Genomic DNA, 13,390 nt, shown 5'->3' with positions numbered 1-13,390 from the left:
ATATTTAAGGCTTCTAAAAACAAACATAAATACCGATGAAAAAATTAATGCTTTTTTTGGCCTTGGGTGCATTTTTAGCTAGCTGTGGCGACAAGAAAGAGAAAAAAGAAGATGGCTTTGAGGTCACTAGAGCTCAAACCGAAACCAAAAAAGAAGAAGCTGCTGGTGGTGTGCCTGTAGATTTAGACAACAAAGGTGTTGGTCCTATCAAAAATGTAGACTTCGCTGATGAAATAAATCAAGAAATGGCTGCTCGTGGCGAACAAACATTTAGTTCTGTGTGTGTTGCTTGCCATATGGTAGACAAACGCATGATTGGCCCTGCCATGAAAGGTGTTTATGAGCGTAGAAGTCCAGAATGGGTTATGAATATGATATTAAATCCTGATGGTATGCTAAAAGAAGATCCAATTGCAAAAGCATTGCTAAAAGAATACAATAATGCAATTATGCTAAATCAAAATCTATCTCAAGATGAAGCTAGAGACATAGCGGAGTATCTAAGAACCTTATAAAGAATACTAATAACCAATTCTTTGAAAAGCTGTTATCAATCTATAAATTGGATTAGGTAACAGCTTTTTTATTTTTATATTCTATGAAACTACACCAATCTTCCTTTATAGTAATTTTAAGCTTCTTTATATTCTCTTGTAAACAAGAAAAGAGTAAGCAATACGTAAATGCACGAATTGAAGAAGATATATCTTGGCACCTTAAGGATTTAGAAAACGATTCTGTTCCGGGCATTTCTTTGGAGCGACTTTATAGTGAATATGACTTAGAGGATAAGGGACAAGAGGTTGTGGTAGCTCTAATAGATAGTCAAATCGACCTATTCCATGAGGATATCAAAAACCAAATCCATATTAATTCGGATGAAATACCAAACAACGGTATGGACGATGATGGTAATGGCTATATAGACGACATTAATGGGTGGAATTTCTTAGGAATTGATAGGTACAACTCCATTAAATACACCAACTATTCGGACACTAGATTTATAAATGCTTATCAGAGCCGTTTTAATGGCATAGATTCAACTCAAATACAACCTGAGGACAAAGAACTTTATCGGATGTATCAATTTGCTGTCGAACAGCACGAGAATAGAAAAGAACAAGAAGAAATAAACATCGCTCGGAAAGACGACTTTTATCAAATATACAGAAACCAATTAGCACTCTTATCCGATAGAATCCCATTAATCGATGGATATACCAAAGAAGAACTAGACACCGTAACCTTCAATAATCGCGAAGAAGAAGTGGTTCTCCTTAATCTAAAGATGTTTTTACAGAATGGAGTATCCTACAAAGAGCTACAACGGGAAGAAAGATTATATTGGATTAAGAAATCCACAATCAATACCATAGGTTATAACGACCGGTTAAAACTTAAGGAAAAGGCAAATGACCTTAGTGATTTAAACTATGGAAGCAATTTGGTTCATTCAAACAATGAGGAAGACCATGCCACCCAAATAGCGGGTGTTATTGCCGCTGAACGTGGCAATGGTCTAGGTATAAGAGGTATATCAAATAAAATAAAAATCATGCCCTTGGCTATCTGGGCAGAAGAAGGCGCCGAAACCGAAAAAGATTTTTATGCTGCCGTTAAATACGCTGTAGACAATGGGGCCAATATCATTAATTATAGTAGTGGAATTAGAACACCAGTACACCCAGAATATTTCTATAAAGCTCTTGAATATGCCGAACAACACGATGTATTAGTAGTAATAGCCTCCGGGAACAGTGGTGACGATGTTGATTCAAAAACCATATTAAAATATTACCCCATAGATTACAATGATAAAGGGAAAACTTTAAACAATGTATTACACGTTTCTGCTTCAAATGAAAACCCAAAACAAGTATTCGCCGAATGGGCCAATATAGGTGCTGAAAGCGTGGATTTATTGGCACCTGGTGAAAACATTACTACTACCACAAAGAGAGAGGCCAAATACTTTCCAGGGAATGGTGGGACATCTGTTTCTGCAGCCATAACATCTGGAGTTGCAGCCATGCTAAAATCGCATTTTCCAAAATTATCCGCAAAGGATTTAAAACGTATCCTTATGGAAAGTGGGACATCTTATGATATGGTGGTCAATACCTATGCAAAAGATAGTATTCCATTTTCCAAGATTACAAAATCAGGAAAAGTACTCAATGCTTATAGCGCCTATAAGATGGCAGAAGAATTATATAAATCTAGCTTATGAATCTAGAAAACAACAAAGCCAACGCTATTGCTTTTTACAGAACGGCATACATGGGCAATCCTAAAGAGGCCGTTAATTTGTATGTTGGAAAAACCTATATACAACACAACCCTGATGTTGAAGACGGTAAAGCAGGATTTATAGCCTATTTTGAAAGAATGCAACAAGAATATCCTAATAAATCCATTGAATTTGTAAGGTGTATTGCGGAGGGCGATTTGGTAGCTCTACATACGCACCAAGAATGGCCTGGTAACGACCAATATGTTACTATGGATTTTTTTAGGTTTGATGATGATGGTAAAATTGTTGAGCATTGGGATGCCATACAACAAATACCTAAAACTTCTGCCAACCCTAACACCATGTACTGATGCGATACCGTGTTAAAAAACTTCTGTTTACTACCAAATTTATGCTACTATTATTCACCACTATGGCGCAAGAACCACTACCCTACGCTTCCGTACCAGAAGCAGAAGAAAACTATAGCGCTGGAGCCATAGTCTCTAGGACTATAGACGGATTAGGATTTAGATATTATTGGGCCACAGAAGGTTTAACCCAACAAGACTTAGTATTTTCTGCAGCAGATGATACCCGCAATATCCTACAAACACTTGAGCATATTTTAGAACTGTCTAAGGCCGTCCGTAATGCTGTAGAACAGCGGCCTAATGTACGGCCGCAAGTTTCTGCTAACTACACGCTGGAACAACTGAGAATAGAAACCCTAACCAATTTAAAAATAGCAAGCCAAGCTTATAAGAATGCAAGTGACAAAGCATTTAATAATTTTGATGTTGTTTTTAAAAGAGGTGAAAAGACTATTCCCTTTCCGTTTTGGAATTTAGTAAACGGGCAACTGTCCGATGCTATTTACCACAACGGACAAATTGTTTTGTTACGGAGAATTGCAGGCAATCCCATAAACCCAAAAGTCAATGTTTTTCTGGGAAAACTAAATGAGTAACGTTTAAAAAGTATCAGAAACTACTTTGTATGTTGGGTCTTCTAAAACGTTTACTTCTATAATACTATCAGCGTTCTGCAATAACCTTCTACAATCCTTACTAAGATGCTTTAAGTGTACTTTTTTACCAGCCTTAGCGTAACGCTCGGTAATTTTATGCAATGCCTCTATCCCAGACATGTCTGCTACTCTACTCTCTTTAAAATCAATAATCACCTCTTGTGGGTCGTTCTGCACATCAAATTTCTCTGCAAATAAAGTTGTTGAACCAAAGAAAAGTGGTCCGTAGATTTCATAATGCTTCACCCCATTCTCATCTACATACTTGCGCGCACGGATACGCTTTGCATTCTCCCAAGAATAAGCAAGCGCAGAAATAATTACTCCTAATAACACAGCAACTGCTAAGTTGTGTGTAATAGCCGTAATTAAGGTCACTAAAACCATTACAATAACATCAGAGGTTGGCATTTTACCAAAAGTTTTAAAGCTGGCCCACTCAAATGTGCCAATAGCTACCATAAACATTAAACCTACAAGCGCTGCCATTGGCAAACGTTCAATAAGGCTACTGCCAAACATGATAAATACCAATAGCATCACCGCTGCTGTAATACCAGAAAGTCTTGCTCTAGCACCAGATGATGTATTAATTAAACTCTGGCCAATCATAGCACAACCACCCATTCCAGATAAAAATCCAGAAAAGATATTACCAATACCTTGTGCTACACATTCTTTATTACCCCTACCTCTAGTTTGGGTAATCTCATCAACAATATTTAGCGTTAGCAAACTTTCTATAAGTCCAACGCCTGCAACAATTGCAGCATATGGAATAATTATTTTAAATGTAGCCCAGGTAAGGGGTATCTGCGGAATAGACAAGGGCGGAAATCCACCTTTAATGGTTTCCCCTTCTCTCATAATATCAGCGACCGTTAAGGTATTCACTCCAAAGCCAAGCACAATGGCAGAAACTACTAGTATCGCTACCAAAGACGAGGGTACAACCTTGGTTAATTTTGGCAGTCCCCAGATAATCAACATGGTTAGCAATGTTAAACCTAACATTATAAACATGGGGCTACCCGTCATTAATTCGCCTGTTTCTTTATTATAAAAATTAGGAAACTGAGCCATGAAAATGATAATTGCCAAACCATTTACAAAACCAAACATTACCGGTTGCGGTACCAAACGGATAAATTTACCCAAGCGTAGCACCCCGGCTAAAATTTGCAAGGTCCCTGCAAGAATTACCGTGGCAAAGGTGTAATTTAAAATGGTTATGGGCTCAATGCCCGGAAAGGTATTCTTTAATTCTAAAATTAAACCGACAAAAATTACAGCAACAGCGCCGGTAGCACCAGAAATCATTCCTGGTCTACCCCCTAAAATAGAAGTCACCAAAGCCATTACAAAAGCGGCGTATAATCCTGTTAATGGTGAAAAACCCGGAATTAATGCAAAAGCTATTGCTTCTGGAACCAACGCTAATGCCACCGTTAATCCTGATAGTATTTCTGTTTTATAATCTACTTTCTGACTAAAATCGAAAAGGTTTAGGTACTTTTTCATGTTTCCTAATTAAGCCGGCAAAATTACTACTAAATGGCGGTTTAGCCAGAAATGGGTTCATTTTTAAGAATTTGATAATCTAAGAACATCATAATTAGACATTTACAACACATTTAGCATAAAGATAAATCAGAAAGCAACTAAAAAAACTCCTAAAAAAAACCGCCCCGTGCAAACTTATAGCTGCATCGAGGCGATTTCTAACTAAATAACCAACCAAAAAACGTTTATATAGTCGGCAAGGATATTAGCTCCTTACAGACTTCTTTGACGGGTCACGCTCATTTTTCCGTAATTAGATTTACTGCGTTTTTTACCCGTTTTATCATCAGATTTTAAAAATTGTATATAGCCTCTTCCACTAAATTCGTACACCGTTTGGCTATCTACATGGTACAACTCTATCGTACTATCATCAATAACGTACAACTCAAAGTATTCATTGCCCAGATAGTCATAATCGAGTGTTAAAGTTTTTAAATCGATATCATTAGTGTTGTACACACGGTAGTCTCCTTCGTAATCCCAATATAGATTATCTGGGTGTGTCCCTGGAGCATCTTTAGACGACTGAAAATCTAGAACATCACCCCCAAAGAACCTTAAGTAAGATTCTTCGTCAAACTCATTTAGCGCTCCTGCCTCACTTGTAGAAGTTTTCTCCCAAGCTTCGTACTCTTGTAAAAAATAATCTAGATTTTCATAAAACAAACGGTCGTAATCAAATCTATTTCTTTGGTAACCATCTACAAAATAGCTAGTTCTAGTACTTGGGCTGTACAATTCCATACGGTTATCGCCAACAACATAAATGTCTAAATAATAAGTGCCATAGATGTCATGGTTCACCTCAACTTGCCCGCTGCCTGTAGCGTAACTACCAACATCTACGCCCAATCCATTCCCTGTTTTTCCCAGACCTACTATGTTATTATTAGCATAAACAACACCGTTCCTAAACGTAAGGGTAAATGCGTTTTGTAAAAATGGTACTTCTCCATTTCCGCTTGTAGCATTGATATCTACATACCACAAGTCAAAATCTTGCAGAGCTGCATCTGTGTTAAATGGAGATTCTACAATATAGTCCTCATCTAAAATAACTTCTGTATAACAAGACGAAAGGAATACGAGTCCTAATAATCCTAAAAGTAATTTCTTTGTTCCCATGTGTTTTCGTTTATTGATTTACTTTGTAAAACCAAGGACTATGCCAAAATGTATAACAGTAACATAATCAACCAATAACACAATTGATGTTTGGTTGATTACCTTTGAAATACGAAATAGTACTATGAGTAGCACAAAATATGCAGTAATAGGTGGTGGTAGCTGGGCTACAGCTATTGCCAAAATGTTGTCAGAAACCCAAGAACAATTTGTTTGGTATATGCGCAGTGTTTACGCTTCTGAACATATTAAAAAAGAAAAGCACAATCCCAATTACCTTAGTTCTGTAGAGTTCCATACGGAACAACTACAACTCACTAATGATATTAATGAAGCGGTCAAAGATGCGGAAATACTCATTTTTGCTATCCCTTCTGCATTTTTAGCATCAGAATTAAAGAAACTCACCCTTCCTTTAAACGATAAGATTATTTTTTCTGCCATCAAAGGTATTGTGCCTGAGACCGGCTACATTGTAGGGGAACATTTTCATTATACCTATGCTATTCCCTATGAACAAATAGGCGTAATTACTGGTCCTTGCCACGCAGAAGAAGTTGCTTTGGAACGGCTATCTTACCTTACCATTGCGTGTTCGGATGAGCAAAAAGCTGCGGATATAGCACAAGATTTGAGCAGTGATTATATAAAAACTAAAATTTCTGATGACATCATTGGCACCGAGTACGCTGCTATGCTTAAGAATATTTATGCCATAGCTGCTGGGATTGCGCATGGCCTGGGCTACGGAGATAACTTTCAAAGTGTGCTAATGAGTAACGCTATAAGGGAGATGAAACGTTTTATTGGTAAAGTCCACAAGATGAAGCGTAACATTAATGATAGTGCTTATTTAGGTGATTTACTAGTAACGGGGTATTCTGTGTTTAGCAGAAACCGCATGTTTGGTAATATGATTGGTAAAGGCTATACTGTTAAAAGCGCTATGATGGAAATGAACATGGTTGCAGAAGGGTACTACGCTACCAAAAGTGCTCACTTACTTATGAGTAAAATAGAAAAAAAGTCAAAAACTCCTATTATCAATGCGGTTTACGGTATTCTATATGAGCAAAAAGATGCCAAAAAAACGTTTAAAAAGCTTACGGACAAGTTAGATTAGTCTATGAATTCTTTTTCTAAGAAATAGTTTACTAAAGCTTCTTTCATTAAAACAGATTGCTCACCTGCCTTTAGGTTGGGGAGTTCTTCTTTAATTTTATAATGTGGCCAACCGTCTGCATCAAAAAAGTCAAACTCGTAATAACCATAGGGTTCCAAAAGCCTACAAATAGCAATATGCATTAGATTTAATTTTTCATCTTTTTTAAATCTACGTCCCAGTTGCCCTAATTCTTGTACACCTACCAAATAGATGATACCATCTAAATCTAGTACGTCCCCGTCTGCAAACTTTGCAGACAAACGTTGTACCAACAGCTCCCATCTTTCTTTTAAAACCTCATTTCTACCCATACTAACAAAAAGACAAAGGTAAGAACCAAAATAGTATATTTGCTCAAACACAAACCATGAGTTTTTTAGATATTGTATTAGGCCTGCTATTAATCTGGGGTTTATATAAAGGTCTTAAAAATGGACTTTTTATAGAGTTAGCTTCTTTAGTAGCTCTAATTGCTGGTATTTATGGGGCTATCCATTTTAGTTACATAGCTGCAGACTATATGCATCAGAACATGGAGTGGGACACCAAATACATTAAAACTGCTTCTTTCATAATCACCTTTATCATAATTGTTTTACTGGTACATTTTGCAGGTAAATTATTAACCAAAGTAGCAGATTTTGCTATGTTGGGTATCTTAAATAAAATTGCTGGCGGTATCTTCGGTGCTTTAAAAGTAGCCGTAATCATAGGAGCTGTACTGGTGTTTTTTGAGCGAGCCACATCTTCTTTTAACTTTATTAATAAAGAAACCAAAACAGATTCCATATTGTATGGACCGGTAAAAGATATTGGAGCTTTAGTCTTTAGCAAGGTATTTAAGGAACCTGAAGAAACTCCAGAAAAAGAACCCAACAACGAGGAATTATCCTTTTAAGTATATAATTAGCATCCTTTTTTATAACGTTCCTATTCTCAATTACTTCCGAAAACGCATATATAACAGGGGCTTTCCTACAAAATTCGCATTTCATCGATTAAAAGCCTATGCCGTTTGTCGATGAGCCCTTATTGTTCTTCAACTTACACCTTATCGAAAAAAACGGGTGGTTAAGGATTATTTCATGATTCGGAAACATTAGGCAATACATTCGTGCCAACGAAAACGAAACACAAGAAAAATGAAAAAGTTTACCCCCTTATTGATTCTTTGCATAGTATTTTTTGCCTCTTGCAGTGCGCCTATTTCCGTAGAAGAAGAGGAAGCATTATACACAGAAGAAACCGTAGGTAAATCCGTAAACTTAATGTTATCTGATAATGAAGAGGCACTTTTTGCCATGGTTAACAACCATAGAGTTTCTGTTGGACTTCCTGAGTTAGAATTAAATAAAGCTATTTACAATTTAGCTAAGTCTCACAATGAATTTATGATTAAAGAAGATGCTTTAAGTCATACAAATTTTGAATTGAGAGCAAATGAAGTTGCCAAATTAACCAAGGCAACTTCTGTTAGTGAAAACGTTGCCAGAAAATACAATATGCTTTCTGATTGTTTAGAGGGATGGTTGGCTAGTCCTTCTCATAAGAATACTATAGAAGGAGATTTTACCCATGCTACGTTGAGTATTGTACAAGATGCGGGTGGTGAATTATACTTTACCCAAATCTTTTACAAATTATAATTTTGGATATGTTGTTTTAGATTATATCAAGTGTTTTTAAGTTAAGTGTAGTGGAGAGGTCTGGTGTAGACCTCTCTTTTTTTGTGTGGCTCTTGCTAAACGTTTTGTACCTTTCCTAAAAAAAGTATGGCCATTAAAGCTCCTTTTAACCTTACTAAGTGGGTAGAAGAAAATAGAGAACTGCTTAAGCCCCCCGTAGGAAATAAAAATTTATATAAAGATGCTGGGGATTATATTGTAATGATTGTTGCAGGCCCAAACGCTCGTAAAGATTACCATTACAATGAAACCGAAGAATTATTTTACCAATTAGAAGGTAATATTGAGGTACATATACAAGAAGATGGTAAAAAAAGAACCATGGAACTTGGCCCAGGAGACATGTACCTGCACCCTGCAAAAGTACCACACTCTCCGGTCCGTCATGAAAATTCTATAGGCCTGGTTATAGAAAGAAAGCGTAACCATCTAGAGGGCAAAGATGGGCTTTTATGGTTTTGCGATAATTGCAATAACAAATTGTACGAAGCCTATTTTACCCTCAATGATATTGAAAAAGATTTTTTAAAACATTTTAAGCATTTTTATGGGAGCGAAAGTTTACGTACCTGCAACAATTGCGGAACGGTAATGCCTGTTGACTCAAGATTTGTTGCTGAAGAATAGACTATGCTTATAACAGCCAAAATACTAACTCTATTGGTGGCTTTGCTACACCTCTATTTTCTTTGGCTAGAAATGTTTGTCTGGACCACCCAGGCTAAAAGAGTGTTCAAAAATTTTCCAGACCACTTGTTTGAACCAACAAAATCCATGGCGGCCAACCAAGGTTTATATAATGGCTTTTTAGCCGCAGGCTTGCTTTGGTCTTTACTTGTAACAGACCCTTTTTGGGCAGTAAACATAGCCTTGTTTTTTCTTAGTTGTGTAGTTATCGCTGGTATATATGGCGCATTCACTGTTTCTATAAAGATATTTAAAGTACAAGGTTTACCCGCACTATTAGGCATCTTGTTTTATCTTTTTGAGATGTTCTACTAACTTCATCTAGGTAAACTTTGTATTTTTGTAACAATTCACTCTAAAAAAGTTATAAATGTCAGAAATTGCAACTGCTTTTGGTATAGATCAAGCTTTAAAACAATTAGGTATCTCAGATATAAATCAGGGAACCTCTACCGGCACTTCTTCTTTTGGTAACGGGCCAGAAATAGCTTCTTACTCACCTGTAGATGACAGTTTAATTGCCAAGGTGACCACCACTACCAAAGAGGGTTACGAAAAAGTGATGGAAAAGGCTCAAAATGCTTTTAAACATTGGAGAACTGTACCCGCACCACAACGCGGAGAAGTTGTAAGACAGTTTGGTGATAAACTTAGAGAACTAAAAGAACCTTTGGGTAAATTAGTTTCTTTTGAGATGGGTAAGTCTTACCAAGAAGGTTTGGGAGAAGTACAAGAAATGATTGACATTTGCGATTTTGCCGTTGGTCTTTCTAGACAATTACATGGTTTAACCATGCATTCTGAACGTCCTGGACACCGTATGTATGAACAATATCATCCCTTAGGAATTGTAGGAATTATTTCTGCATTTAACTTTCCTGTTGCGGTATGGGCATGGAATACGGCCTTGGCTTGGATTTGTGGTGACGTATGTGTTTGGAAACCCTCTGAGAAAACACCATTATGTGGTGTTGCTTGTCAAAACATTATGGCAGCTGTAATCCAAGAAAACAATTTACCAGAAGGTATTAGCTGTTTGGTTAATGGAGATTACACCGTAGGCGAATATCTTTCTACAGACAAACGCGTACCTTTAGTTTCCGCAACTGGCTCTACAAGGATGGGAAAAATTGTAGCGCAAAAAGTAGCCGCTAGGTTGGGTAAATCTTTATTAGAACTTGGTGGTAACAATGCCATAATTGTAACGCCAGATGCAGATATTAAAATGACCGTTATAGGTGCCGTTTTTGGTGCCGTAGGTACTGCTGGGCAACGTTGTACATCTACCAGAAGACTTATTATTCATGAAGCTATTTATGATAAAGTAAAAGAGGCTATTGTTGCAGCATACCAGCAATTGCGTATTGGCAATCCTTTAGACGAAAATAACCATGTAGGTCCACTAATAGATACTACTGCCGTAGACATGTACCAAAAGGCTTTAGAAAAAGCAGTGAGCGAAGGCGGTACTGTTTTGGTTGAAGGGGGAGTGCTTTCTGGAACTGGCTTTGAAAGTGGCTGTTATGTACAGCCGGCTATTGTAGAAGCTAAAAACGATTTTGAAATTGTACAAGAAGAAACCTTTGCTCCTATTTTATACGTATTAAAATACAGTGGAGATGTAACAGAAGCTATCGCGATACAAAACGATGTAGCACAAGGATTATCTTCTGCCATTATGACCAATAACCTAAGGGAAGCAGAACGCTTTTTAGCTGCCTCTGGTAGTGATTGTGGTATTGCCAATGTTAACATTGGCACATCGGGTGCAGAAATTGGTGGCGCTTTCGGTGGAGAAAAAGAAACTGGTGGTGGACGTGAAAGTGGTTCTGACGCTTGGAAAGTGTATATGCGCAGACAAACAAATACTATAAATTATACTACCGAGTTACCGTTGGCACAAGGAATTAAATTCGATTTGTAAAAAAAAAAATCGCCATACTAGCGTACAGCGATTTTACCAACTTAACTAACTCAAACTTAATCGTAGTAACCCTATTTCAATGCCGGAACCTCGTCGGGAGAAATAGGGTTTTATTTTACTATTTCAAATTTCCTCTATAATTCCTTGATTCTAAAGCACAAAGCTATAGTTGGTATAAGAATTTGTGTAAATGGTTAAATTCTCAACAATACACGAATATTTGGCAGTTTTTCTATGTGAATTTTACATTAACTTCCTGTTATTTAATAATTTCTGTTCAGGTTTTTAACTTTTTATTTGGTTTTTTTATAATTTGCCAAATAGAACACTAATTATTATACACATGTCTAGAAATCTAACCTACATAATAGGGATTCTAATCACTATTATTCTGGGTATTTTTCTCTACTTTAACTTTTGCAGCTGTTGCATGGCTTCTGACCAAAATAATGCAACCACAGATAAGGTAGAAGAAATAACAACGCCCAAAACCCCCGAAGCCACAAAGTACCCTTTTGCTTTAACCGATGGGGATTGGAAATTAAACGAAGAAGAGAACTTTAATTTTAGCGCTTCTTCTGCCAATTATTTAGAGCCTTTAGCTCCATCCTTAACAGAAGCAAGCAGTTCTCTAAAATCCTACCTAACTGAGCATCCAGAAAAGGCCATAACCATCACTGGCTTTTACAAAGACAGTGAAACCAATACTTCTGCATGGCCAAACTTAGGACTGGCAAGAGCTAATACGGTAAAAAATTACATGGTAAACCTTGGCGTTCCATCTTCTCAAACTACAATAGCAGGGACTTTGAAGGAAGAAATGATACCTTCTGAAGATAACATTTATTACGGCCCATTATCCTATACTATTTCTGCAAAAAAAGAAACGAGTGCAGAAGATTTAAAAACATTACACGATAAGATTGTTGACAATCCGCTTGTATTATATTTTAATACTGGTGAAGCTACAATTAATTTAACCGCTACTCAACGGCAAAAAATTGCTGATATAGGTACGTATTTAGATAAGGTACCCAGTGCAATGTGCGATGTTGTTGGCCATACAGATAATACTGGTAACCGTATCAACAATATAACCTTAGGACAAGAAAGAGCAGATTTTGCCAAATCTTATTTAGTACGTAATGGTATCCCTGCAAATAAGATTATTTCTGAATCTAAAGGACCGGATGAGCCTATTGCGGATAATGCTACGGAAGAAGGCCGCTCCAAAAATAGAAGAACCGTTATCACACTTAAATAATACAAACCTTAAACTTTAAAAAATGAATTTAGATAATATCTGGTGCTGGATAATTCCTCTTTTAGTAGGTGCCATTTGTGCCCTTCTTGGCTATTTATTAGGTAAAGGGAACAGCAAGACTGAAGTTATAGATAACACTGAAGAACTAAATAGCTGGAAATCTAAAAACGGCAAATTACAGGCAGATTTAGATGCGGCTAATGCAAAACTGAATGCAACTGCTAATACGCCGGTAGTAGACCACAGTGCAACCCTAAAGGCATTAGAAACAGAAAACGCCAAATTAAAAACCGACTTAGACCTTTGCCAAGGCAAATTAAAATCTGCTGCTTCTACAAATGTAGTAAGCTCATTAGCTGCTGGTGCAGTAACTGGTTTAGTCTTTAATGCAGCCGATGCAAAGGCTGCATACGGTAAAAAAATTAAGCAAGACGATTTAAAAATAGTAGAAGGTATAGGACCTAAAATTGAAGGTTTATTCCACAATTTCGGTATTAAGACTTGGAAAGAATTGTCAGAGACGACGGTAGAAAAATGTCAAGAAGTATTAAACTCTGGTGGGGAACGCTACCGCATACACAATCCCGGTTCTTGGCCTCTACAAGCAAAGATGGCTTATGAAGGTAAATGGATAGAATTGGTTAAATGGCAAGATGAGCATATAGGTGGCAAACTTTAAAAACAAAAAGCCGGGTCTTTTAGACCCGG

At 37.0% G+C, this 13,390-nt stretch carries 15 protein-coding genes; 12 read left to right on the top strand and 3 right to left on the bottom strand.

The window, feature by feature from the left end:
* Positions 1 to 35: 35 nt before the first annotated feature.
* The 4 genes from FBT53_RS07015 to FBT53_RS07000 all read left to right on the top strand — a co-directional run bounded on the left by FBT53_RS07015 (position 36) and on the right by FBT53_RS07000 (position 3,206).
* The gene (locus FBT53_RS07015) at positions 36 to 515 is read left to right on the top strand and encodes a cytochrome c family protein (RefSeq protein WP_136950452.1); all 480 of its coding nucleotides are present in this window, start codon (positions 36 to 38) and stop codon (positions 513 to 515) included.
* 83 nt (positions 516 to 598) lie between these two features.
* Positions 599 to 2,233 carry a S8 family serine peptidase gene (locus FBT53_RS07010; RefSeq protein ID WP_136950451.1) on the top strand — a complete coding sequence of 545 codons (1,635 nt, stop codon included), beginning with the start codon at positions 599 to 601 and terminating at the stop codon, positions 2,231 to 2,233.
* Positions 2,230 to 2,607, top strand: a complete 378-nt coding sequence (locus FBT53_RS07005; RefSeq protein ID WP_136950450.1) for an ester cyclase — start codon at positions 2,230 to 2,232, stop codon at positions 2,605 to 2,607. The genes FBT53_RS07010 and FBT53_RS07005 overlap by 4 nt, the downstream gene beginning before the upstream one ends.
* 41 nt (positions 2,608 to 2,648) lie before the next feature.
* Positions 2,649 to 3,206, top strand: a complete 558-nt coding sequence (locus tag FBT53_RS07000; protein WP_136950449.1) for a hypothetical protein — start codon at positions 2,649 to 2,651, stop codon at positions 3,204 to 3,206.
* 3 nt (positions 3,207 to 3,209) lie between these two features.
* On the opposite strand, the gene FBT53_RS06995 is transcribed toward FBT53_RS07000, so the two are convergent.
* Together FBT53_RS06995 and FBT53_RS06990 are read right to left on the bottom strand one after the other, a co-directional pair.
* Positions 3,210 to 4,787 (bottom strand): SulP family inorganic anion transporter, encoded by a 1,578-nt coding sequence (locus FBT53_RS06995; RefSeq protein ID WP_136950448.1) that lies wholly within the window; start codon positions 4,785 to 4,787, stop codon positions 3,210 to 3,212.
* Between the two features lie 255 nt (positions 4,788 to 5,042).
* Entirely contained in the window at positions 5,043 to 5,957 is a 915-nt protein-coding gene (locus FBT53_RS06990) for a nicotinic acid mononucleotide adenyltransferase (RefSeq protein ID WP_136950447.1), read from the bottom strand.
* 124 nt (positions 5,958 to 6,081) lie between these two features.
* On the opposite strand from FBT53_RS06990, the gene FBT53_RS06985 reads away from it, so the two are divergent.
* Positions 6,082 to 7,080, top strand: coding sequence for an NAD(P)H-dependent glycerol-3-phosphate dehydrogenase (locus FBT53_RS06985; protein ID WP_136950446.1), 999 nt, complete (start codon positions 6,082 to 6,084; stop codon positions 7,078 to 7,080).
* Here the strand turns inward: FBT53_RS06985 and FBT53_RS06980 are convergent.
* Positions 7,077 to 7,433 carry a hypothetical protein gene (locus FBT53_RS06980; protein ID WP_136950607.1) on the bottom strand — a complete coding sequence of 119 codons (357 nt, stop codon included), beginning with the start codon at positions 7,431 to 7,433 and terminating at the stop codon, positions 7,077 to 7,079. The two genes, FBT53_RS06985 and FBT53_RS06980, sit on opposite strands and share 4 nt — an antisense overlap.
* Before the next feature lie 56 nt (positions 7,434 to 7,489).
* Between FBT53_RS06980 and FBT53_RS06975 the strand changes: the two genes are divergently transcribed.
* The 7 genes from FBT53_RS06975 to FBT53_RS06945 all read left to right on the top strand — a co-directional run bounded on the left by FBT53_RS06975 (position 7,490) and on the right by FBT53_RS06945 (position 13,361).
* Positions 7,490 to 8,020, top strand: a complete 531-nt coding sequence (locus tag FBT53_RS06975; protein ID WP_136950445.1) for a CvpA family protein — start codon at positions 7,490 to 7,492, stop codon at positions 8,018 to 8,020.
* A 244-nt stretch (positions 8,021 to 8,264) separates the two neighbouring features.
* The gene (locus FBT53_RS06970; protein ID WP_136950444.1) at positions 8,265 to 8,768 is read left to right on the top strand and encodes a CAP domain-containing protein; all 504 of its coding nucleotides are present in this window, start codon (positions 8,265 to 8,267) and stop codon (positions 8,766 to 8,768) included.
* Positions 8,769 to 8,894: 126 nt separating this feature from the next.
* Positions 8,895 to 9,434, top strand: coding sequence for a 3-hydroxyanthranilate 3,4-dioxygenase (locus FBT53_RS06965; RefSeq protein WP_136950443.1), 540 nt, complete (start codon positions 8,895 to 8,897; stop codon positions 9,432 to 9,434).
* A 3-nt stretch (positions 9,435 to 9,437) separates the two neighbouring features.
* Entirely contained in the window at positions 9,438 to 9,809 is a 372-nt protein-coding gene (locus tag FBT53_RS06960; protein WP_136950442.1) for a DUF1304 domain-containing protein, read from the top strand.
* Between the two features lie 55 nt (positions 9,810 to 9,864).
* Positions 9,865 to 11,418: an aldehyde dehydrogenase family protein gene (locus FBT53_RS06955; RefSeq protein ID WP_136950441.1), complete on the top strand. Its 1,554-nt coding sequence runs from the start codon at positions 9,865 to 9,867 to the stop codon at positions 11,416 to 11,418.
* Positions 11,419 to 11,761: 343 nt separating this feature from the next.
* The gene (locus FBT53_RS06950) at positions 11,762 to 12,682 is read left to right on the top strand and encodes an OmpA family protein (protein WP_136950440.1); all 921 of its coding nucleotides are present in this window, start codon (positions 11,762 to 11,764) and stop codon (positions 12,680 to 12,682) included.
* Between the two features lie 22 nt (positions 12,683 to 12,704).
* The gene (locus tag FBT53_RS06945; protein WP_136950439.1) at positions 12,705 to 13,361 is read left to right on the top strand and encodes a hypothetical protein; all 657 of its coding nucleotides are present in this window, start codon (positions 12,705 to 12,707) and stop codon (positions 13,359 to 13,361) included.
* Positions 13,362 to 13,390: the final 29 nt, after the last annotated feature.

It is taken from the genome of Flavobacterium sp. ASW18X (assembly GCF_005144745.1).
GTDB lineage: Bacteria > Bacteroidota > Bacteroidia > Flavobacteriales > Flavobacteriaceae > Croceivirga.
This window is presented reverse-complemented; position numbering and strand designations above follow the sequence as displayed.